Origin of the sequence: Streptomyces zingiberis (genome assembly GCF_012034935.1) — a bacterium.
Lineage (GTDB): Bacteria > Actinomycetota > Actinomycetes > Streptomycetales > Streptomycetaceae > Streptomyces > Streptomyces zingiberis.
The window spans coordinates 43,700-65,770 of sequence record NZ_JAATEN010000001.1; the positions used below are offsets into that span (position 1 = coordinate 43,700).

Sequence of the window (22,071 nt, forward strand, 5' to 3'; positions counted from 1 at the left end):
GGCCGTCGGGACACCGGGACACGGCGGCGGGCCGGCCGGTGGCGGAACGGAGCCGGTGGCGGAACGGCGGGCCGGCCCGCGTCGATCCGCCGTGCTCCCCTCCGCCCCGCGCACACCCCACCGCTGCCCCGGGCGCACCCACACCGCCGCCCCCGGCCGGCCTCGTGCCACCCCGCCCGGCCCGGTGACCCACCGGGCCACACGGGCCACACGGGCCACACGGGCCACCGGATCAGCTACCCGGCACCCCGGCGCGCCAGCGCCCGCAGGGCCGGGACGCGGCCGCGGTCCGGCACCGTCCACAGCGTCTGGCCGCGGACGCCCCACCGCTCCAGCAGCGCGTTCGACGCGAGGAACCCGCTGGTCGCGGCGCGTTCCATCAGCGCGACCGGGAGTCCGGTGCGCACCAGGTCCCCGGCCACCTTCAGCGCCGGGTCGGGGGTGTCGACGGTGGGCCGGTCCGCGTAGCCGCCCACGGGGAAGAGCGGGCAGTCGGCGCGCCACTCATGGCGGGCGTCGACCACCCGGGCCCCGGCGGTCTCCGGGTAGACCCGGCGCAGCTCGTCGAGGAGCCGCCGTTCCACCGCCGGGCGGTCGGCGGCGGGATCGACGGCGTAGGCGTGGAGTTCGACGACCGAGCCGCCCGTGCGGGCCGCCCGGCGCGCCGCCTCGCCCTCCCAGCGCTCCAGCACGCTCACGTTGTCCAGCGGCCCGTAGCCGCTGGTGCCGAGGAAGCCGGGGCGGTCGGCGGCCACCGGCCGGTCCAGCCAGAGCCGGGAGACCAGGAACGGCGGCGCGGTGCGCAGTCCGGCGATCCGCGCGCGCCAGCGCTCGTCGCCCAGCCGCGGTGAGGCGGCCACGAGCCGGCGCAGCCCGCCGGTGTCGAGGGCGAGCACCACCGCGTCGAACGCGCGCGCCCCGGGCGTCCCGTTCCCGGTGGAGGTGTGCTCGTCCGGCGCGGTGGTGACGGTGAATCCGCCCCCGGTGGCGGGGGTGACGGTCTCCACCGCGTGCCCCGTGCGCACCTCGGTGCCGTGCCCGGCCAGGTAGCCGGCCAGCGGCTCCCACAGCGCCTGCGGGAACGGCTCGTCCGGCACGTCGAAGAGGAGCCCCTCGCTGGAGCCGAGGAAGTAGATGTGGAACATCAGCACCATCTCGGCGGCGGACAGCTCCCGCGGGTCGGCGAAGAAGCTCCGCGAGAACACCTCGAACGCCAGGTGGTGCGCCGCTTCGGGGAAGCGGATGCGCGCGAGCAGTTCCGCGGCGCTGACCCCGTCCAGCTGCTCGTAGACCTCCGGGACCCGCACGTCGAGCAGGGGCAGCGCGGCCCGCGGGTTCATCCGCGCGAGGTCGCGCAGGCCGAAGGTGGGGCTGCGGGCGACGAAGCCGAGGGCGGACCACGGCGGGGTGCGCGGCACCCGCGCGAAGCTGTCGGCGAGGCCGGAGCTGTGGCGGAGGGGATAGTCGGGCAGGCCGGTGAGGCGCGTGAGCGACGGATCGGCCCGGCGGAGCAGGCCCCGCAGGTTGTAGTACTGCCGGAAGAAGGCGTGGAACCCGCGGCTCATGGTCGCCCGGGAGCCGTCGGCCAGCTCCTCGGACCAGCCGGCCAGCCGCCCGCCCAGGCTGCCCTCGCGCTCGTACACGACGACCCGCACGCCGCGCTCGGCGAGCCCGGTCGCCGCGGCCAGCCCGGCGATGCCGCCGCCGACGACGGCCACCGACGGCGGCTCGCCCGTGACGCGCGGCCGCCCGCCGGGGGCCGGGAGCACCCGCGCCCGGCGGTCACGCCCCCGGCGGGGGGCCGGGGGCCGGACGGGGCGGTGGCTCGGGTCGGTGCCAGGGCGCATGCGACGGTCTCTCTCGGCTCGGACGGACGGGACGGACGGGACGGGCGGAAGGGGCGGGACGGAACCGGGGGGCCGGGACGACGGGGTGGACGGGACGCGGGTGCCGGTGGCCAGGGGCGTCCCGGGAGCGCCCGGGCCCGGCCGCCACCGGCACCCGCGTCCCGTCGGGCCCCCGCCGGCCGCGCCGCCCCCGCTCAGGGGTCGCCGTTCCCCGCCGGCGAGGGCCGTCTGCGCAGCCAGGGCACTTCGACGGCGGTGCGCAGCATGGGCCCCACCGGGGTGCGCAGGCCGATGGCCAGGTCCTCGGGTATCCGGGTGCGCCCGTCGAGGAAGCGCAGCAGCCGTTCGGCCGGGACGCGGCGGAAGAGGCCGGTGAAGAAGGCGGCGCCGTCCACCCGGCCGCTGTCGAGGGCGCGCAGCAGCACCGCGTCCATGGCGCGGGACCACGGGGAGTGCGGCGGGGGCGGGAGCGGGGTGCGGCCCTGGTGGTAGGCGGCGGCGATGGCGCGGGTCTGGCGCTGCACGGCGGCGAAGGTGTAGCCGGTGGAGGGGCGGGTGGCGCCGCCCGCCGTGCCGATACGGAAGACGGCGGGGGCCGCCTGCCGCGGGTAGCGGCCGTCGGTCATGGGGATGACGCCCTGTTCGGTGCCGGTCACCTCGTAGCGGTCCACACCCAGCACCTCCCGCGTGTAGTGGCGCAGCGCCCGTTCGTACCCCTCGGGGGTCAGCACGGAGCGGGAGAACTCGGTGTACTCGACGAGCGCCTCGTACGGGCTCGTCGGCAGGACGTAGCCGAAGGAGAGGCCGTGCGCGGGCTGCGGGGTGCGGAAGTCCATGAGGTCGGCGGTGCCGGGGTCGAACACGGGGCGTTCCGCGCGGAGGAACCAGCCGCGGAAGTGCTGGAGCAGCGTGGTGCGGGCGGGCGGCAGGCCGCGCGGCGGGCGGGAGTCGAACACCCAGCGGGCCCGCAGGCGCAGCGGTTCGCCGTCCGCGCCGGTGCCGCGCACCTCCGCGCCCTGCCCCAGCGCGGCCACCTCCGTGACCCGCGCGGAGACGGGCCGGAGGAACGGGGAGCGGCCCAGCCGCCGCCCCACCTCGGCCTCGAAGTCGCCGGAGCGGAGCATCTTGTAGCGCAGCGGGGCGGTCGTGCCGGTGATCTCCTCGCCCGCCGGGCCGCGTACCCGCAGCCGGTCCCAGGAGGCGGTCAGGACGTCGTCGTACTCGCCGCCGGGCTCCTCCCAGAAGCACCAGGTGCGCTCGGGGGGTCTGAGCGGGCCGGGCGGCGCGTCCACCAGCGTCACCTCGGGGCCGAGCCGCCCGCCGGGCTTCTCCGCGCTCAGCCGGTACGCGAGCGACAACCCGGCGGCCCCCGCGCCCACAATGGCCACTTCGGTGTCGTACACGCCGCCCGACCCTCTCGCCCGCTCCCGCTCCGGTTCCCGGCCCGTCCTCCCGCGCGGGCCACGCTGCCCGCCGCCTACCCGTTCGCGGGCCGGAGGTTCCTCCGCCGGTCGCCGGTTCTTCTGGTTCTCCCCCAGCATTCCGCAGCGGGCGGGCCGGCGGATGCAGGCGCGGCGGGCGGGAGGCGAGTGGCAGGTGGGGGCGTCGGCGCGCCACGACGGCGCGAAAGGGCCGCCGGGCCCCGCGCGCGTGTCGGCGGCGGGGCCCGGCGGCCCGGAAACGCTCGTCGCTCCACCGGGGAGCGGCGGATCAGCCGACGAACAGCTGCTTCATCTTCAGCACCAGTTCGTAGACGCCGTAGGCGAAGGGAACCCCTACCCAGACCCAGGCGAAGGCCATCAGGGGGCGCCGGCCGCCGTCCCCCGCCGCCGCGCCGCCCGCAGTGTCCGTGCCGTCCGTCGTGCCGACGGTGCCGGTGCCATCCGTGGTGCCGTTGGTGGACTGCGTCACTGTGCCGCCTCCTCGGGCTGCTGGGAGCGGGCGCCCGCGGTGCCTGCCGTCCCGGTGCCTTCCGCCCCGGTGCCCGCCGCGGGCTCCGGTGCGGGGGACGGCTCGGGGGACGGCTCGTGGTGGCGCTTGTTGACCGGGCGGACCAGTTCGTTGGCCACGAAGCCGACCAGCAGCACGCCGATCATGATGGTGAAGGTCAGGTTGTACAGGTCCGGGCCGGAGCGCCCGGCCGACTCGGCGGAGTCCGCGATGGCGTTGACGATCAGCGGGCCGAGGATCCCGGCCGTGGACCAGGCGGTGAGCAGCCGGCCGTGGATGGCGCCGACCTGGAAGGTGCCGAACAGGTCCCGCAGATAGGCCGGGATCGTGGCGAACCCGCCGCCGTAGAAGGAGACGAGCACCGCGGTGCAGGCGATGAAGAGCAGCTTGGAGCCGTCTCCCATCAGCGAGATCGCCAGGTACATCAGCATGCCCACGCCGAGGTAGAGCCGGTAGATGTTCTTCCGCCCCACCAGGTCGGAGGTGGAGGACCAGGTGAAGCGGCCCAGCATGTTGGCGAGGGAGAGCAGCCCGACGAAGCCCGCCGCGGCCGTGACGCTGATCGGGGTGGCGGACCCGGCGAAGAAGTCCCGGATCATCGGGGCGGCCTTCTCCAGAATGCCGATCCCGGCCGTGACGTTGGTGCAGAGCACCACCCACAGCAGCCAGAACTGCGGGGTGCGCAGGGCGCTGTTGGCCGAGACCTGGTGGGTGACGGGCGCCCCGGCGCCCTCGCCCTCCGCCCCGGAGGTGCCCTCGGGGGCCTTCCACCCCGGCGGGCGCCAGCCGTCGGCGGGTACCCGGATCAGCAGGACGCCCAGCGTCATGAAGACCGCGTAGACCAGCCCCATGACCAGGAAGGTCTGCGCGATGCCCGAGGTGCCGGGCCCGAACGTGGAGAGGAGCTGCGTGGACCAGGGCGAGGCGATCAGCGCGCCGCCGCCGAAGCCCATGATGGCGATACCCGTCGCCATGCCCGGGCGGTCGGGGAACCACTTCAGCAGGGTGGAGACGGGCGAGATGTAGCCGATGCCGAGGCCGATGCCGCCCACCCCGCCGTAGCCGAGGACGATCAGCCAGTACTGCCCCGTGGCCGCGCCGAGCGCCGAGATCAGGAAGCCGGAACAGAAGCAGAGGGCGGAGACGGCCATCGCCCAGCGCGGCCCGTTCCGCTCGACGAGGGTGCCGCCGAAGGCCGCGGAGAGCCCCAGCATGACCATGGCGAGCTGGAACGGCAGCGCGGACGCGGTCCCCGACAGGTCGAGGGAGTCCTCCAGCGGAGGCTTGAACACGCTCCAGGCGTACGCCTGTCCGATGGCGAGGTGGATGGCCAGCGCGGCGGGCGGAACGAGCCAGCGGCTCCACCCGGGCGGGGCGACACTGCGGGAGCGCGCGAGCACACCCGGGACGGGAAGTGGGGCCATATGGTTCTCCTCCACCGGCCTTGCGAACACCGCGGCGCTCCCACGGAACGCGCCGCGCTCATGCCGAACACCCGGTCCCGGAAAACGTCATCCACGATGAGAAATTGAACTGACCAGCGGACCGTATAACTTTCAGCCATCCGCGTGAAGCCTCTACCCGCCGTCGCCCTCTCGACTCCCCCGGAGCGCGTGCCTCTCCTCCCGCGCCCCCGCGCGGCCTCCCGTTCCGTCACTCGCACGGCGGCGGGCCGGGCTCCCGCCCCCGGCCCCCCGCGCCCCGCGTCCCGCGCCGGGATGCGGAAACCGGGACGCCGCCACGGCGCGCGCCCACGGCCCACCCCACGGCGCGAGCCCGTAGCGGGGCCCACCCGTCCGGCCGACAGCGCTCCGGTTGCCGCCCGTACCGGCCCGTCCGACGATGACGGCCAGGGCCACGGCACGGAACCGCCGTGCCCGGACACGGCCGTGGCGGTCCGTCCACGGGACCGGCGGAGTCGCCGGAACAGGCGGAACCGGCGGAACCGGCGGCATCGACAGGACCGGCGGAATCGGCAGAACCGGCGGCATCCGCGGAAAGGGGCACGGCGCCATGGCATCACCGGAGACGGGCCCCTCCGGCGCGCCGACCCGGCGGCGGTTTCTCGGCGTCTGCGCGGGGGTCACGCTGCCGGCCGCGGGCGCCTGCACCCCGGGCGTGACACGGGAGCGGCCGGCGCCCCGCGTGGACTGGCGCATCCGCAGCCGCGGTCCCGACGAGGCGGTGAGCGGCTACAGCGACCAGGTGAGCGTACGGCCGGGGGAAGAGGTGACGCTGCGCGTCTCGACCACCGCCCGCCGGTTCCGCGTGTCGGCGTTCCGCGTCGGCTGGTACGACGGGGCACAGGCGCGGCTGGTGTGGCGGTCGGAGCGGGTGCCCGGCCGCGCCCAGCCGGGACCGGTGATGCACCAGCCCACCCGTACCGTGCTGGCCCGCTGGCGCCGCTCCCTGACGGTGGGCACCGATGGCTGGCCCGGCGGCGCCTATCTGCTGCGGCTCGACTCCGACGACGGCCACCAGCGGTACGTCCCGCTGGTGGTGCGCTCGGAGAGCGCCGCGGGGCGCACGGTGCTGCTGCACGCCCCGGCGACCTGGCAGGCCTACAACCGCTGGGGCGGCTACAGCCTCTACGCCGGCGCGGACGGCGGCTACCGGGCCCGTTCCACCGTGGTGAGCTTCGACCGTCCGTACGACAAGGACGGGGCGGAGAAGTTCCTCGTCCACGAGCGGGCCGCCGTGGTGCACGCGGAGCGGCTGGGGATCCCGCTGGCCTACACGACCGGCAACGACGTCCACCGCGACCCCGGCTTCCTCAAGGACGCCACCGCGGTCGTGGTGCTCGGCCACGACGAGTACTGGACGCCCCGGCTGCGCGAGGCCGTGACCCGGGCGCGCGACGCGGGCAGCAACCTCGCCGTCCTGGGCGCCAACACCTGCTTCCGCCGCGTCCGGCTGGAGACCGGCCCCGAGGAACCCGAGCACCGGCCGGGACGCGCCGTCGCCTGCTACAAGAGCTCCTACATGTACGACCCGTCGTTCCGTCACGATCCCCGGAAGGTCACCACCGACTTCCGCCAGGACCCGGGGGCGGACCCGGAGTCCTCGCTGACCGGCGTGTTGTACGAGGGCTTCCCCACCGACGCGCCGTACGTCGTGCACCGCCCCCGCCACTGGCTGTTCAAGGGCACCGGAGTCCGCCGCGGGGAGGGCTTCGACCATCTCGTCGGCGTCGAGTACGACCGGGTCACGCCCGGCTCCCCCACCCCGGAACGGCTGGAGATCGTCGCCCACTCCCCCCTGCGCTGCAAGGGCCGGGCCAGCCACCACGACTCCGCGTACTACACGGTGGACAGCGGCGCCGGAGTCTTCGCCGCGGGCACGATGCGCTGGGTGGAGGGGCTGATGGCCGGCACCGGCGAGAACGGCCGCAACCACGGCATGGACGCCCGGACCGGTGCCTTCGTCACCCGCACCACGGGCAACCTGCTCCGCGCCTTCGCCGAGGGCCCGGCCGCCCGCCACCGGCCGGAACCGGAACCGAACGTCGACCGCGTCTACGGCGGCTGACGCCGCGACCGCGCGCCGCGGCTCTCCGCGATCCGGTGGACGTCGCGCAGCGCCTCGGTCAGCCGGGCGGCGAGATAACGCAGCTGGGGCGCGGTGGCCCGCCGGTCGCCGAGCAGGTCCTCCGCGTGGCCGAGCAGATCACCGGCCATGCCGAGCTGCACGCGCTCCACCTCGTCCGCCATCCGCGAGACGTAACCGTCACTGCCGCCGTCGCTGCCGCCGAGCAGGTAGCACGGCCTCCCCTCGTTCGTCCACGGCAACAGCCGTGCCCCCTCCGGGCCGCCGCCCATCGCGCCACCCCTACGCTCCGGCTCGGACGCTGCCGCCGGGGGCACGCACCCGGCGCCTTGACCGTCCCAGGCCACTTCCCGCCACCGGAACCGCCACAGCGGTTCGAAGAGGCGAGCCAAGCGATCCAACATGTTCAACTCCCGCACACCATGAGGTCTCATCTGTCGCTCTGTAGCGATCCACTCACACTGTGAGACCGGCGCGGCTAGGCTCGCCAGAGAACAGCAGGTGACGGGGGATTTGTCGCAGGAGGGGGCGGCGATGGGCAACGTATACGGCGAGTGGCTCAGGGCTCAGCGCGAAGCGGCGGGCATGACGCAGCAGGAGCTGGCGGACGCGGCGATCATGACGCGCTCGCACATCTCCCACATCGAGGCGGGCCGCCGCATCCCGTCCAAGGAAGACGCCCGCCGCCTGGACAGGGCGCTGAACACGGGAGATGTGCTGAGCAACTTCCTCCCGCAGACGGAGATGGCCGTCGCGGACTACTTCGAACCGGCCCGCCTCCTCGAACAACAGGCGACCGTCATCCGCGAGTTCGCCCTCTCCTACGTCCCGGGCATTCTCCAGACGGAGGCGTACGCCCGTGCGGTGCTCTCCACGAACTTCCCACCTCGGAGTGGAGAAGAACGTGACGAACTCGTCGTCACACGCCTGGACCGGGCAAAGATTCTGAACGATCCGGTGAAGCCCGCAGTATGGGCCCTGCTGGACGAGTCGGTACTGCGCCGCCCCGTCGGCGGCCCTGCGGTCATGGCCGAACAGATCACGCACATGATCCACCTGGCGGAATGCGCACGTCTACGCGTCCACGTCCTGCCGCTCGGCGTGGGCAGCCACCCCTTGTTGATGGGCATGGTGACGCTGATGTGGTTCGAGGACCAACCACCGGTCGCCTACACCGAAGGCATGTTCATGGGGAAGCTCCACGAATCCCCGGCCCTGGTCGAGCGCATCCACAGCGACTACGCTCTCGCGATGGGCGAAGCGCTCCCGCAGAAGGAATCGCTGGCCCTGATGAGGGCGACCGCGAAGGAGTTCGGGCACCATGACTGAGCACATGATCCGGAACGCCGATGCACTCACGGGCTGGCGTAAGTCGTCCTACAGCAACAGCGACGGCGGCAGCTGCCTCGAAGTGCTCGACGGCCACCCGGCGGGCGTTCCGGTCCGCGACTCCAAGAACCCCGACGGCCCGGCCCTGCTCGTCCCGGCACCCGGCTGGTCCGCCTTCGTCACCGCCGTGAAGACCGGAACCTTCCCGGCCTGACACGGCCGCTCAGCCCATCACCGGCCCGGGGTCGCGGTACCGCGTCCGCAGCGCCCGGGCCTGGCGGCCCGTCAGCCGGACGCGAGCCGCTTCGCCATGACGTGCGTCCGCCGCCCGTCGGGCAGCAACTCACCGGCCTGTCCGGCGTCGGTGAAACCGTGCCGGCCGTACAGCGCGAGCGCGTGCGCGTTACCGGGCATGACCGCGAGCTCCAGGACTTCCGCGCCCTCGCGCACGGCCCACTCCTCGACCGCCCGGATCAGCCGGTCCCCCACACCGCGTCCCCGCGCGCCCTTGCCGACCCACATGGAGATCAGCTCGATGACACCGTCCTCCGGGCCCGGAACGCCGCCGGCCATCCCGGCCGGTTCCCCGTCGAGCGTGGCGAGGACGCTGCACGAGCCGGGCAGGCTCAACCGGGCGCGCCACCGCTCCTCCCGGTCGCCCTCCCCCTGCCACTGGGCGAGCGTGGCCCCGAAGGCGTGCGGATCCTCGGCGAGCGAGGCCAGCCTCAGCTCACGCCACACCGCCCAGTCGTCCGCCGCCAGTACCCGCAACTCGATCATCCGGAGAGACTGACCCAGGAGGAGCCCCGGCCGCAACGCGGAACCGCCTCCCGTCCCCCGCTTCCGCGCACACAAGACGGCACTCCCCTTATCCGGGAAAGCTCCACGAGTCCCGTCCCTGGTCGAGCACATCCGCGACACCTACGCTCAGGATGGTTGAAGTGCTCCCGCAGATGGATCCCCCTACCCCGTTGAGGGCGACGGTGAAGGAGTTCGGTCGCCATGGCTGAGTACACATTCCCGAACGCAGGCGTGGCCCTGGGCTGGCGCAAGTCGTCGTACAGCAACAATGAAGGCGGTAGTTGCCTCGAAGTGCTCGACCACCACCCGGCGGGTGTCCCGGTCCGCGACTCCAAGAACCCCCACGGCCCGGCCCTGCTCGTCCCGGCCTTCAACTGGTCGGCCTTCGTCACCGCCGTGAAGACCGGAACCTTCCGGGCCTGATACGGGTCGGGCACCAGGTCCGGGAAGCCGGACAGGGCAACCGCGTCCGCCGTTGGGGCCGGCGCGGCTGTCCGGCTCAGTCGGGCCGGCGCGGTGGGCATGGGAGAAGAGGCAGGAGCAGGCACGGACTCGCCAAGTGTTCATGGGACTTCGACACTCACATGATCACCGAGATCGTGCCTGCACTGTGCCCGCACCCTGCCTGAACCGGGACGTCAACCCAGGCTCGGGGCCGGCACGGCGTTCGGGACGGATCGACCTACGCAACGGCCCCTGTACCGGGACCGCTGAACAACATCGGAGCCGGGTTGGAGGCTGCGCCTCAACCGGTCTGTGTCACGGCGGCGTGCAACTCGCGTACACCGCTGGTGCGCGGATGCCGCTCGGCGAGCTCGGTGACGATGCGGCGGATCGCGGGCCGGTCGCGGACTTCGCCGGGACTGGCCCGATAGGCCTCCAGCAGTGCGCGGGCGGTCTGCTCGGGCCGCTGCCAGGCCCACCAGGCACGCGCCATGTCAGTGCCCAGCCGGGCCTTGCGCTCGGCGGTCGGGAACTGCCCGGGCCGCAGATCCTTCCCCGCTTCCAGCGCGGCACCGGCGTCGCCCAGTGCCCAGTGCACCCCCACCGCGTACAGGTCGACAGCGGCCGGACTGATCGCGAACAACCGACCAGGAGGAGCCACTTGCGGCAGCCTCCCGGCCGCGCGGCGCGCCTCCTCGGCCATCGCCAGGGCCTCGGCGCGCCGCCCACCCCGGGCGGCGGTGTAGGCCAAGGTACACAGCATCTGCGCGTACGCGGCCGCCGCGGCGTCGCTGCGCAGCCCACTTGCCTCCAGGTCCGCGGCCGCCGAGGACATCAGACGCCGGGCCGCGCCATGGTGGTCCTGGTGGCGCAGCACGATCGCCAGCTCCCGCGCTGCCGCCGCAGCCGCGAGCGGGGAACCGGAGATCTCCGCCCAGGTCCGGGCACGGTCCGCGGTGAGCCGGGCACGGTCGTAGGAGCCCAGCTTGATCAGCACGGCAGAGGCGAGGCTGTACACGGCGGACAGCCGTGCCTGGTCCAGCTCGCGGCGGGAAGCGGCGCCGCGGTGCGCGTCGGCGATCAGGCCGGGCAGCGCGGCGAGAAGCCGAGCATGCGCACCCCGGTCGTACAGTGCGCGGGCGCCGGCCAGGCGCTTGTCCAACGGGCCGGCTCCAGGTGGGGCGGGGGTGGCGGCCAAAGCGTCGTCCAGCCCCATCAGCACAGCGGCGGGACCTGCGGCCGCCGTGGCGGTGAACAGCGTACGGCGTCGCATGGGGCCCTCCTCGGCGTCACACGGACTGGCCGTCACTGTAGTGGCCACCAGGCCCGTCGCAGGAGGCGGCGCCAGGGACATCACCAGGATGGGTCGCGCCACCCCGACCTCGTGAGCGGCACGGTGGACCAAGGCCAGGTCGACGATCCGCGTGCGGCGCTCCAGCCGGGAGACCGTGGCCGCCGAACAGCCGATCCGGCCCCCGAGCACAGCCAGCGTCCAGGCACGGTGCCGGCGCCCGAGCCGCACCAACGCACCAGGACGCCGCTGAGCGGCCAACTCCAGCGCCATCGCGCTGTTCCAGAGCGGGTCAACAGGCACACGTCCCCCTCCCACACCGCCACAAACCGGGGGGACCTCCACGCTACGGACACCGGCCCGGCACGTCGAGGCCCCTTGCACTCCGTGCAAATGCCGTGCGCCACAGGCGAGTTGATCACACAGCAACCGGCCGGCGCGCTGTGCTGGGAGGAGCAGCCGCCCCGACCCGCGGGGCCACCATCCACCGGAAGGCACGCCATGATCACGACAGCTACCGCGCCCGCCCTGCCTGCCGACGCGGCGACCGGTCCAATCCGCAGCGCACGACAGGCCGTACCCACCCAGCTGTGGGACAAGCAGGTCGGGCTCCTCATGCGGGACTACCCCTACGACTCGGTCATGGCCACCCGGGTCCTCGGCCAGGGATACGCCTACCTGCTGACCGCCATGAACCACCGGGGCGAGGGTCTGGGTCTGGCGCCCAGCACGCTCGTCGACATCGGCGTCCACACGATCATCCTGGACACCGTCGCCTACGCCGAGCTGTGCCAGAACTTCAACGGCGGGCACTTCCTGCACCACGTGCCCGAGGTCGACATGAAGAACGACGACTCGGTGATGACGACGGCCCACGTCATTGCCGCCGACGGCTGGGAGGTCGACCTGCCGCTGTGGACGGATGCCGCCGACTGCGGCCCGTGCCACCCCGGCAACGACTCACACTGACCACCCCGGCGAGCGCCTCGGGCCCCGGCCATCCGGCCCGGGCCCGAGAGCACGCGCCTGAGTGAGATTCCGCAGAACCGCCCCGCCACCCTGTCACGGGCGCCAGGATGGGCCCGGTGACCACCAGCACCCCGGACCTCTGGCACCACTACGGCCGCACCCGCGCCACCCTCGACCGCACGGTCCCCAGCACCTTCCGCTGGAGCTGGAGCCAGAACACCGGCCCCGGCCCCGAGATCCTGGGCGATCTCACCGGCCGCCGTGTGGGCGACCTCGGTGCCGGCGCGGCCCGGCACGCGGCACACCTGACCGTGCATCACCAACCGGCCCGCGTCACCGCCATCGATGCCTCACCCGCCCAGCACGCCATGGCAACCGACCTCTACGCCCATCTCGCGCCACGCCTGCGCATCGTGCAGGCCGACGCGGTGCCCCACCTGCGGGCGAAGACCGGCGCGTACGACGTGCTGTACAGCGTCTTCGGCGCTCTGGACTTCACGGACCCACGCACGGTGCTGCCGGCAGCAGCAGCCGCGCTCAAGCCGGGCGGCAGACTGGTATTCGCAACCCTCGCCCACCACCTGAACGGGGCGCCCGCCCAGCCTGATGCCGTGGCCACCGACATCCCGGCAAAGTCGCCCGAGGGCGAACCCACCACGATGCACCGCTGGGTCCTCCAGGAACATGTGTGGGTCAAGCTGCTCGACGAAGCCGGATTCACCACCATCACGGTCGACGTACTGCCTGCCGCCACCGGCGGGCCGCGCACCGCCGACACGCAGCTGGTGAGCGGATACCACCCGCTCTGGAGCGGGGTCAGGCACGGAGCAGAGATCCCAGACCCGCCCACACAAGGGCGCCGGGCCATTCAGCCCGAATCGAACCCGCGAAAACCCGTCGAACCCTGGACGCCGACCCCAACGGGGGGTCTACCACGCCGGCCAGAGCCCTGGCCACTCGGTGACCGGAAACAATCCCACACCTGACTCGAAATGCAAGGGCGTAAGCCGAATATGAAGTCGCGGTGTAACATCGGCCCGGCCTCCAGCCGGACCATGACGAAGGGACCGGTCACATGAGAGCCAGGCCCTTTACGCAACTGGAACAACAAGGCGGACACCATCAAGCCTTCCAGACGTGTCGGCAATCCTCCCCGCACATGTGAAATATGGAGGCGGTTCGACACTTCAGAACATTCGACCAGAGTTAAGGATGACATGTTTCCTCCCGCTCGACGTCTCGCCGTTTCCCTGATGGCGGCAACGTCAATCATCACGGCGACCGGATGCGGCTTCTTCATCTCCGAACCGGAGGCCACATCACCCGTCCCGGCCCCTCGCACAATTCCGGAAGATTCCCACCCTGACCAGTCGAAGAAGATCGCCCGAGAATTCGTCGAGCACGTCGCCAACAACGGACCGAACGAGCCCACTGTAGTAGGGCACGTAAAAGCCGTGATCGGGAACTGGGGGAAGGAAGGAGGCAGAGTTTTCATTTCGACCGATCACGCGCCCGCGAATCCGGACGACGAACCCCCGACGGGCACCGGCGTAGCGGACGCGTTCGCCGAATGGGCCAAGGGTCAGGACAAGACGGGATCCGTTGCCGTCTACGACGCCCAAGGCGAATTGCTGTACGGCAATTCCCTCTTCTGACCCCGCCTCCCACTAAGGATTTACCGAGCGGTCGAAAGCGAGGGGGCAGGCGGGTCCGCGCCGCCACCCGCGACTCGGTCATCCGGAGAGACCGACCGCGGAGAAGGCCCGGCCGCAACGCGAAGCCGCCCGCCCCTCCCGGCCGGCCGTACGGCTCGCGGTACAGGTCGGCGTGGACCTCCGCGTGCACCTCGCCACGGAGCCCGCGGACCACCGAACCCCCGATGTACCGCTGCGTCCGCGCATGGCCGACGGGCTCGACGAGCCCCAGCCCACGCAGCCTGCGGAGGTCGGCGAGGGCCTGATCCCGGGTGAGCGTCTCCTCGGCCTGGTAGGTGGTCCGCCGCAGGTGCCCCTGCGCGGCGGCGTACAGGGCGGAGACGGTGCGCTCGTCGAGACGGTGCTGCTCGGCGAGGCGCTCCAGGCGGAACCAGAGCCGGGCCGCAGCTTCGAAACGGCGCTGCACCTCCTGGGCCTGGAGGTGATGGGCGGTGAGGCAGAACCTGATCCAGGAGGCGGTGTCCCGCTCGGGCTGCCAGGAGGTACGGACCTCCCGCAGGGCGGCGTAGTACTCGCGGGTGTTGAACTCGTCCGCGCCGAGCCACTCCTCGATGCTGGAGAACTCCGGGGCGAGGACGCCGTCCCGGGCCAGGACGAGCGTGTGCACAGCGCGGGACATCCGGCCGTTGCCGTCACACCAGGGATGGATGGAGACGAGGTTGAAGTGCGCCATGGAGGCCCGTACGAGGGCGGGGGCGTCCAGGTCCCCCTCGGCGAGCCAGTGGATCAGCTCGCCCATGAGCGCGGGGACGTGCTCGGCGTCCGGTGCGGTGTAGACCGGCGGACGATTCGGCCCTCCGGAGATCCGGACGCCGCCGGTGCGGTACTCGCCGGGGCGCACCTCCTTGTCCGCGGCCCTGGTCATCATGAAATGCAGGGCCGAGAAGAGCGTGTGGTCCCAGGCGAAGATCGGGAAGTCCGCGGCGTGCTGGACGTAGGTGAGGGCGTCCCGATAGCCCGTGACCGCGTTGCGGGTGGCTTCGTCGGTCTCGGGCGAGATGTCGCCGCCCGCGATCAGGGTTTCCGCCTCGTCGGCGCTGATGGTGAAGCCCTCGATGTGCGTCGACCCCCGAACGGCGGCTGCGGTGAGCGATCGGCGGAGTTGCCCCTCCCAGCGGCAGGGCCGGGCGAGCCGGCGCCGGAGTTCGGCGCGGACGATCTCGACCTCCTCGATGACACGACGGTCATCCGAGGTCAGGGCGGGGGTGGCGAAGAGCATCTGCCAATGCTGCGGCACCAGTGGGTTCGGCGGGGCGAAATCTCCCCCGCGAGAGGGACCGGCTCCCCGTCACACGGAGCCCCGGACAGCCCTCCCTCCGGCGGGCTCGACACCATGGGCCCGCTCACCGCCCCCGGGGCGGGCCCACCGATTCGCGGGTGATCACCGGCATGGGCAGCAGCACCTCGGCCGGTTCGGCGCGGCCGAGGAGGAGTTCGACGGCACGGCGGCCCATCGCCTCGTGCGGCAGGGCGACGGTGGTGAGGCCGGGGCGGAGGTAGGCGGCGACCTCGTCGTTGTCGAAGGAGACGACGGAGACGTCCCCGGGGATGTCCAGCCGCAGTTCGGCGAGGGCCTGGTAGGCGCCGAAGGCGAGGCGGTCGTTGAGGCAGAGCAGCGCGCGGACGTCCGGGCGGCGGCGGAGCAGCGCGAGGGTGGTCCGGTAGCCGTGCTGCGGCTCCCAGTCCCAGATGGACTCCTCGGCCAGGAACTCCAGGCCGTGCCCGGCCATGGCGCGCCGGATGCCCTCGACCCGGCGGGCGACGGTGCTGGAGCGGAAGAGGCCCCGCTCGGCCTCGTCGCTCTGGCCGATCAGCGCGATGCCCTCCGCGTGGCCGGCCGCGACCAGGAGTTCGACGGCGGCGCGGCCCCCGGTGGCCTCGTCGGGGAGGACGGCCGTGGGGTGGCGGGCGTTGGTGGCGTTGAGCATGACGGCGTCCGTGCCCTCGGGCAGGTCCGGGACGTACAGCTCGCGGGCGCGCACGGTGGCGAAGATGATCCCGTCGACCTGCCGGTCGAGGAGCGCCGCTATCGCCTCGGTCTCGCGGCGGGTGTCGCCGCCGGTCTCCGTCACCAGGACGACGTGCCCTGCCTGCTGGGCGGCGTCCAGCGCGCCCTGGATGAGGCCGCCGGCGAAGCGGGTGGTGGCGACCGCGTCGGAGACGAAGCCTATGGTCAGCGTCTTGTCGGTGCGCAGGCCGCGGGCCGCGACGTTGGGGCGGTACCCCAGCTCGGCCGCCGCCGCGTGGACCCGCTCGTGGGCGTCCTCGGAGAGCCGGGTGTCGGGCCGGCCGTTGAGGATCATCGAAGCCGCGGTGGTGGACAGGCCCGCCCGGCGCGCCACGTCGGCGAGAGTGACCCGTTTCCGCGGCATCGCGCTCCTTCCCGTCCCCACTTCACCCTTTGAGGACGAATACGTCACGACCCTTGACAGGACGACTTGGCGCCGTGAGCCTAACACGCAAGCTAAAACCTTTTAGCAGTGGAGCGACGCAGACTGGAACGAACCGTTCCGCGGTGGGACGCCGCGGGGCGACCGTCTCCCGCCCCGCGCCGGACGACCGGTCCGCGGGCGCTCCCGGAAGGAGCCGACATGGCACACAGGGACGGACGGCAGCCCAGCCGTCGACGCGGCGCGCGGCGCGCCCCGGCAGCGATAGCGGCGGCCGTCACGGCGGGACTGGTCCTCGCGGCCTGCGCCCCGGGCACGGACGGAGGCGGCGGGTCGTCGGACACCCCCGACGCCTCGGACGTCTCCACCGAGCTGACCAAGAAGAAGGTCAAGCTCACCATCGCCGACGAGACGGGGTTCCCGCTCACGGACAAGCTGACCGAGGAGTACACGCGGCAGCACCCGAACGTCACCTTCACCGTCAACCGGGACACGTTCCAGAACCTCACGGCGAACGCCCCCCGGCTGCTGGCCAGCAACAACCCGCCGGACCTGATCCGCCTGCCCACCATGGGCGAGACCGTCAAGGACGGGCTGCTCGCCAACCTCGACCCGTACCACAAGGCCTACGGCTGGGACTCCTGGCCCGAGTCCCAGCTCGAACCGCTGCGGATGGACAAGGACGGCGTCCGCGGTTCCGGCGGCCTCTACCAGCTCGGCCTCGGCTACAGCGTCACCGGCATCTACATGAACACGAAGCTGGCCGAGGAGCTCGGGATCGACGGCCCGCCGGAGACCCTCGGCGAGCTGGAGGAGGACCTGGCGACGGCCAAGGCGAAGGGCGTTCTCCCCATCGTCGCCGGCGACAAGGACGGCGTGGTGAACTTCGTCGTCCAGGCGGCGATGAACCAGTACGCCGACAAGGAGGAGTTCCTCACCTGGATGTACAACAAGCCCGGCGCGAGCTACGACACCCCGGGCAACCGGAAGGGCGCCGAGCTGGTCCGCAAGTGGGCGGACGCGGGGTACTTCCCGAAGGACATCAACTCCCTCGACTACTTCGCCTTCGTCAGCCGCTTCAACGACGGCAAGGGCCTGTTCACCTTCAACGGCAACTGGGAGGCGGCGAACTACCAGAAGGGGCTCGGCGACGACGTGACCTTCTTCCTGGTGCCACCGGCGAAGAAGGGCGAGGGGCACGTGGCCATGGGCGCCGCCAACTCCTTCTCCGTCGCCGCGAAGTCCAAGAACAAGGACGAGATCGTCCACTTCCTCAACTGGGTGCACACCGACGCGAAGGCCCGCCAGATCGTCCTCGACGTCACCGGGGCCTCGGCCGGCGGCGACCCCTCGCTGCCCCAGCCCAAGGCGAAGGCCGGCTCACTCGCCGAGTCGGCGCTGGAGATGTCCACCCAGATCGCCAACGAGGGCGGCCAGGTCGACTTCATGGCCAACACCACCGCCGGTATCTACTCCGGCTCGATCATCCCGGAGTCCCAGCTCCTGGTGACGAGCAAGATCAGCGGCAAGGAGTTCGTCCAGCGCGTGCAGAAGTTCTACGAGAAGGAGGTCGGCAAGCGATGACCACGGGCATCGCGCGCCCCGCACCCCGCCCGGCCGCCGCGCGCGGGCGGGCGGGGCGCCCCCCGCGGGGAGGGCCGCAGTGACCGGCGTCCCCGCCCCCGTGCGCCGCACCGGCCGGGCCGCCCCCCGCAAGGGCCCCCGGCGCGGGGAGGCGCACGGGTGGCTGCTCCTCCTCCCCGCCCTCCTCGCCTACGTCGGGTTCGTGGTCTGGCCCCTGATCGTGGGCGTGCAGTACTCGTTCTACGACTGGAACGGTGTCGGCCTGGCCACCTGGGTCGGGTTCGAGAACTACGCGACCGTCTTCACGGACCCGGAGCTGCTCGGCGCCATCGGCAACGCGCTGACGCTGCTGGTGTTCTTCACCGTGATCCCCGTCGGGGCCGGGCTGGTGCTGGCGACCCTCATCCGGTCGCTGCGCTCCGGCGGCTTCGCGCGGGCGTCCCAGACGATCCTCTTCCTGCCGCAGGTCATCCCGCTGGCGGCGGCCGGTATCGCCTGGTCCTGGATGTACGCGCAGACGGGCGCCGTCAACGAGATCCTGGAGGCGGTGGGGCTGGGATGGCTCGCCCGCCCCTGGCTCGCGGACTACGGCACGGCCCTGCCCGCGGTGGGGCTGATCGGCTCCTGGGTGCTGACCGGCCTGTGCACGGTGCTGCTGCTCACCGGCATCGGGAAGATCGACCCCTCGCTGTACGAGGCCGCGCGCATCGACGGCGCGGGCTGGTGGCGGGAGTTCTTCACCATCACGCTGCCCGGACTGCGCCAGGAGATCGCCGTCCTCGTCACCCTCTCCATGATCGCCGCGCTGAGCAGCTTCGACATCATCTACACGTCGACCCAGGGCGGCCCCGGACGCGAGACGCTCGTCCCTGCCATCTCGATCTACCGGATCGGGTTCACGCAGAGCGACGTGGGGCTCGCCTCGGCCTTCGGAATCGTGCTCATGATCCTTGTGGTGGCGCTCGTGCTGCCGATCCAGCGTCTCGCCCGGGCGGGTGACCGATGAACTCCAGCCGTACCGAGGTCCTCACCGGGCGCGTCCTGCTCGTCCTCGCCCTGGTGCTCACCCTGCTGCCGCTGCTCAACATGGTCTCGGCGGCGCTCCAGCCGGCGGACGTCAACCCGACCGGGCTGGCCTGGCCCACCGATCCGCAGTGGGGCAACTTCGCCGCCGCGTTCGAAACCGGGCACGTCGGCACGCTCATGGGATCGAGCGTGCTGATCGTGGCCGGGGTGGTCCCCGCCGCCCTGCTGGCCGCCACCCTCGCCGGTTACGCCCTCGGCACGCTGCGCGTGCGGGGCGGCGGGGCGGTGCTGATCTTCCTCGTACTGGGGCTGACCATCCCCTTCGAGTCGCTGATCATCCCGCTCTACTACCAGGCGCAGACGCTGGGCACGCTCAACACCCGGTGGGCGGTCATCCTGCCGCTGATCGGCCTGTTCATGCCGTTCGGCGTGTTCTGGATGCGGGCGCATTTCATCAACGTCCCCCGGGAGCTGTCGGAGGCCGCCCGAGTCGACGGCGCGGGGCTGTGGCAGGAGTTCCGCCGGATCCAGCTCCCGCTGGCGATGCCCGCGATCTCCGCGCTGGCGATCCTCTACTTCCTGTGGACGTGGAACCAGTTCCTGCTGCCGGTGGTGCTGATCGACAACCCGCTCGAACGGACCGCGGCGGGAGCGCTGACCTTCTTCCAGGGCCAGTACTCCCTGAGCATCCCGCTGCTCAACGCCGGGGCGCTGATCGTCATCACGCCCGTGATCATCGTGTTCCTGATCTTCCAGCGCCAGTTCGTCAAGGCGCTGCTCTCCGGCGCCGTCAAGAGCTGACCCGTCTCCCGGGGCCCGCCCGCACGGCCCCCACCCCCCGCGAACCCCGAATCGAGCACACGTGACCTTCGCCCTCGACGACCACTGGGTCTGGGACTTCTGGCTCGCCGAATCCGGCGGCCGCCACCATCTCTACTACCTCCACGCGCCGCGCTCCCTCGGCGACCAGAACCTCCGCCACCGCAACGCGACCGTCGGCCACGCCGTCTCCACGGACCTGCGCCACTGGGAGGACCTCGGCCCGGTCCTCACCCCCGGCGGCCCCGGCGACCACGACGAGACGGCCACCTGGACCGGCTCCGTCGTGCCCGGCCCGGACGGCCGCTGGCGGATGTTCTACACCGGCGCCCGCTTCCCGGTCTCCGGCTCCGCGGCCAACATCGAGACCATCGGCGTGGCCGTCTCCACCGACCTCCACACCTGGACCAAGGAGCCCGCGACCGTCCTCGGCGCCGACCCGCGCCACTACGAGACCTACCCGGACGGGACCTGGCGCGAGGAGACCTGGCGCGACCCCTGGGTCTTCGCCGACCCCGCCGGGGACGGCTGGCACATGCTGATCACCGCCCGCGCCACGCACGGCGACCCGCTCGACCGCGGCGTCATCGGGCACGCCACGTCCCCGGACCTGGTGACCTGGACCGTGCGGGAGCCGCTCAGCGCCCCCGGCGCGGGCTTCGCCCACCTGGAGGTCCCGCAACTCGTCACCGTCGACGGGCGGCACGCGGTGCTCTTCTCCTGCGACACCGCGCACGTCGTGGGCGAACGCCGGGACCGCGGCGAGGACGGCGGCATCTGGGCCGTCCCCGTGGACGATCCGACGGGCCCCATACCCGCCGCGGACGCGACCCTGCTCACCGGTGACGACCTCTACAGCGGGCGCGCCGTCCGCGACCACGACGGGCGGTGGGTCCTGCTCGCGTTCGAGAACACCGGCCCGGACACCGACTTCGTCGGCCGGATCTCCGACCCCCTCCCGCTCGGCTGGTCCCCGGACGGACAGCTGACCGTCGCACGTCTGCAGGAGACCCGATGACGGCCACGACGCCCGGCCCCGCCGGGGCCCGGGGGGCCGCGGGTGCCGAGGGTGCCACCGGCGGTCCCGCCGCCCCCGCCGCCCCCGCCGCCCCCGCCGCCCCCGGTGCTGCTTCCGGCGCGCCCGCGATCCACGGCCGGACGGCCCCCGGCTACGAGCCGGTTCGCGACGCCTTCGAGCGGGCCTTCGACGGCAACCCGGACATGGGGGCGGCCCTGGCCGTCCGCCACCGCGGCGCGCTGGTGGTCGACCTCTGGGGAGGCGTCGCGGACCCCCGCACCGGCCGCCCCTGGGAGCGGGACACCGCGAGCGTGATCTTCTCCTGCACCAAGGGGCTGATGTCCGTCCTCGCCGCGCGGCTCGTGGCGGAGGGCCGGCTCGACTACGAGGCGCCGGTCGCCACGTACTGGCCGGAGTTCGCGCAGGCCGGCAAGGGAGGCATCCGGGTGCGGGAGATCCTCGCGCACCGCTCCGGGCTCTCCGCGCCGCGCCGCGCGTTCTCGCCGGCGGAGGTCCTCGACTGGCACACCGTCACCACCGCCCTGGCCGAGCAGGAACCGCTCTGGGAGCCGGGCACCGGGTACGCCTACCACGCCCTCACCCACGGCTGGCTGATCGGCGAGGTCGTGCGGCGGGTCACCGGGCTGCCGGTGCGCGAGGCGTTCGCGCGGTACCTCACCGAACCCCTCGGCGCCGACGCCTGGCTGGGCCTGCCCGCGCACCTGAACGAGCGCGTGGCCCACCTGTGGGCCGGGGCCGGCCTCGCCGCGCTCGTGGCCCGGCAGGCCGCCGCCCGCGTACCGGGCGACCCGGACTGGCCGGGCCGGGCGATGACGCTCGGCGGCGCCTTCCCCGCCGAACTCGTCACCCCGGACGGCGGTTTCAACGACCCCGCCGTCCGCGCCGCCGAGATCCCCGGCGCGGGCGGGGTGGCCACCGCACGGGCGCTGGCCACCCTCTGGTCGGCGACGGTCACCCCCACCGAGGGCGTCCGCCTCCTGGACGACGTGACGCTGCGGAGCGCGCTCGCCGTCCAGACCGAGGGCGCCCCCGTGTTCGACGTGCCGGGCCCGTACTCACGCTGGGCCATGGGCTTCCAGCTCGACTCCGAGGCCCGCCGCTACCTCACCCCGGCCGGTTTCGGCCACGACGGAGCGGGCGGCCAGGTCGCCTTCGCGGACCCCTCGGCGGGTGGCGTCGGCTTCGCCTTCCTCACCAACCAGATGGAGGCCGAGGAGGACCACCGCGCCACCGCGGTGGTGGACGCCCTGCGCGAGACCGTGAACGGCTGAGACCGGCGGTTCACCGGAAACCCCTGCCGCGCCGAGGCGAGCGTGGCAGG

19 protein-coding genes and 1 pseudogene are annotated in these 22,071 nt (G+C 72.9%); 11 read left to right on the forward strand and 9 right to left on the reverse strand.

The window, feature by feature from the left end; translation table 11 throughout:
- Positions 1-236: 236 nt before the first annotated feature.
- The 4 genes from HCK00_RS00160 to HCK00_RS00175 form a co-directional block, all read right to left on the reverse strand.
- A complete protein-coding gene (locus tag HCK00_RS00160; protein ID WP_168099656.1) occupies positions 237-1,847 on the reverse strand; it encodes an FAD-dependent oxidoreductase in 1,611 nt (536 codons plus the stop codon).
- Between the two features lie 194 nt (positions 1,848-2,041).
- Positions 2,042-3,250, reverse strand: a complete 1,209-nt coding sequence (locus HCK00_RS00165) for a lycopene cyclase family protein (protein WP_168099657.1) — start codon at positions 3,248-3,250, stop codon at positions 2,042-2,044.
- A 307-nt stretch (positions 3,251-3,557) separates the two neighbouring features.
- A complete protein-coding gene (locus tag HCK00_RS00170; RefSeq protein ID WP_168099631.1) occupies positions 3,558-3,758 on the reverse strand; it encodes an MFS transporter small subunit in 201 nt (66 codons plus the stop codon).
- Complete coding sequence (locus HCK00_RS00175; protein ID WP_168099658.1) at positions 3,755-5,221, reverse strand: L-lactate MFS transporter; 1,467 nt, start codon at positions 5,219-5,221, stop codon at positions 3,755-3,757. Before HCK00_RS00175 ends, HCK00_RS00170 begins: the two co-directional genes overlap by 4 nt.
- A gap of 589 nt (positions 5,222-5,810) precedes the next feature.
- Between HCK00_RS00175 and HCK00_RS00180 the strand changes: the two genes are divergently transcribed.
- Positions 5,811-7,325, forward strand: a complete 1,515-nt coding sequence (locus HCK00_RS00180) for a N,N-dimethylformamidase beta subunit family domain-containing protein (RefSeq protein WP_240965132.1) — start codon at positions 5,811-5,813, stop codon at positions 7,323-7,325.
- Here HCK00_RS00180 and HCK00_RS00185 read toward each other — a convergent pair.
- Entirely contained in the window at positions 7,313-7,615 is a 303-nt protein-coding gene (locus HCK00_RS00185) for a hypothetical protein (RefSeq protein WP_168099985.1), read from the reverse strand. The genes HCK00_RS00180 and HCK00_RS00185 overlap by 13 nt on opposite strands.
- A 262-nt stretch (positions 7,616-7,877) precedes the next feature.
- Here HCK00_RS00185 and HCK00_RS00190 point away from each other — a divergent pair, with 262 nt between their 5' ends.
- Together HCK00_RS00190 and HCK00_RS00195 are read left to right on the forward strand one after the other, a co-directional pair.
- Positions 7,878-8,672 (forward strand): helix-turn-helix domain-containing protein, encoded by a 795-nt coding sequence (locus HCK00_RS00190; protein WP_168099659.1) that lies wholly within the window; start codon positions 7,878-7,880, stop codon positions 8,670-8,672.
- A complete protein-coding gene (locus HCK00_RS00195; protein ID WP_168099660.1) occupies positions 8,665-8,886 on the forward strand; it encodes a DUF397 domain-containing protein in 222 nt (73 codons plus the stop codon). Before HCK00_RS00190 ends, HCK00_RS00195 begins: the two co-directional genes overlap by 8 nt.
- 71 nt (positions 8,887-8,957) lie before the next feature.
- Here the strand turns inward: HCK00_RS00195 and HCK00_RS00200 are convergent, their stop codons facing one another.
- The gene (locus tag HCK00_RS00200) at positions 8,958-9,452 is read right to left on the reverse strand and encodes a GNAT family N-acetyltransferase (protein WP_168099661.1); all 495 of its coding nucleotides are present in this window, start codon (positions 9,450-9,452) and stop codon (positions 8,958-8,960) included.
- Positions 9,453-9,674: 222 nt separating this feature from the next.
- Between HCK00_RS00200 and HCK00_RS00205 the strand changes: the two genes are divergently transcribed.
- Entirely contained in the window at positions 9,675-9,896 is a 222-nt protein-coding gene (locus HCK00_RS00205) for a DUF397 domain-containing protein (protein ID WP_168099662.1), read from the forward strand.
- A 322-nt stretch (positions 9,897-10,218) separates the two neighbouring features.
- Here the strand turns inward: HCK00_RS00205 and HCK00_RS00210 are convergent, their stop codons facing one another.
- The gene (locus tag HCK00_RS00210; protein ID WP_168099986.1) at positions 10,219-11,481 is read right to left on the reverse strand and encodes a helix-turn-helix domain-containing protein; all 1,263 of its coding nucleotides are present in this window, start codon (positions 11,479-11,481) and stop codon (positions 10,219-10,221) included.
- Between the two features lie 228 nt (positions 11,482-11,709).
- On the opposite strand from HCK00_RS00210, the gene HCK00_RS00215 reads away from it, so the two are divergent.
- Positions 11,710-12,177, forward strand: a complete 468-nt coding sequence (locus HCK00_RS00215) for a glycine-rich domain-containing protein (RefSeq protein ID WP_168099663.1) — start codon at positions 11,710-11,712, stop codon at positions 12,175-12,177.
- Between the two features lie 107 nt (positions 12,178-12,284).
- Positions 12,285-12,980 (forward strand): annotated as a pseudogene (locus HCK00_RS00220) (class I SAM-dependent methyltransferase); the annotation flags it as partial.
- A 688-nt stretch (positions 12,981-13,668) separates the two neighbouring features.
- Here the strand turns inward: HCK00_RS00220 and HCK00_RS00225 are convergent.
- Both HCK00_RS00225 and HCK00_RS00230 read right to left on the reverse strand, forming a co-directional pair.
- Positions 13,669-15,111, reverse strand: coding sequence for a Fic family protein (locus tag HCK00_RS00225; RefSeq protein WP_168099665.1), 1,443 nt, complete (start codon positions 15,109-15,111; stop codon positions 13,669-13,671).
- Positions 15,112-15,235: 124 nt separating this feature from the next.
- Positions 15,236-16,264, reverse strand: a complete 1,029-nt coding sequence (locus HCK00_RS00230; protein WP_168099666.1) for a LacI family DNA-binding transcriptional regulator — start codon at positions 16,262-16,264, stop codon at positions 15,236-15,238.
- 219 nt (positions 16,265-16,483) lie between these two features.
- Between HCK00_RS00230 and HCK00_RS00235 the strand changes: the two genes are divergently transcribed.
- The 5 genes from HCK00_RS00235 (at position 16,484) to HCK00_RS00255 (ending at position 22,021) form a co-directional block, all read left to right on the forward strand.
- The gene (locus HCK00_RS00235) at positions 16,484-17,866 is read left to right on the forward strand and encodes an ABC transporter substrate-binding protein (protein WP_168099667.1); all 1,383 of its coding nucleotides are present in this window, start codon (positions 16,484-16,486) and stop codon (positions 17,864-17,866) included.
- A 79-nt stretch (positions 17,867-17,945) separates the two neighbouring features.
- A complete protein-coding gene (locus HCK00_RS00240; protein ID WP_311765084.1) occupies positions 17,946-18,872 on the forward strand; it encodes a carbohydrate ABC transporter permease in 927 nt (308 codons plus the stop codon).
- Positions 18,869-19,693, forward strand: a complete 825-nt coding sequence (locus HCK00_RS00245) for a carbohydrate ABC transporter permease (RefSeq protein WP_168099668.1) — start codon at positions 18,869-18,871, stop codon at positions 19,691-19,693. The genes HCK00_RS00240 and HCK00_RS00245 overlap by 4 nt, the downstream gene beginning before the upstream one ends.
- Before the next feature lie 61 nt (positions 19,694-19,754).
- On the forward strand, positions 19,755-20,729 hold the full coding sequence (locus HCK00_RS00250; protein ID WP_168099669.1) for a glycoside hydrolase family 68 protein: 975 nt from the start codon (positions 19,755-19,757) through the stop codon (positions 20,727-20,729).
- A complete protein-coding gene (locus HCK00_RS00255) occupies positions 20,726-22,021 on the forward strand; it encodes a serine hydrolase domain-containing protein (RefSeq protein ID WP_168099670.1) in 1,296 nt (431 codons plus the stop codon). Before HCK00_RS00250 ends, HCK00_RS00255 begins: the two co-directional genes overlap by 4 nt.
- The last annotated feature ends 50 nt before the right edge of the window (positions 22,022-22,071 follow it).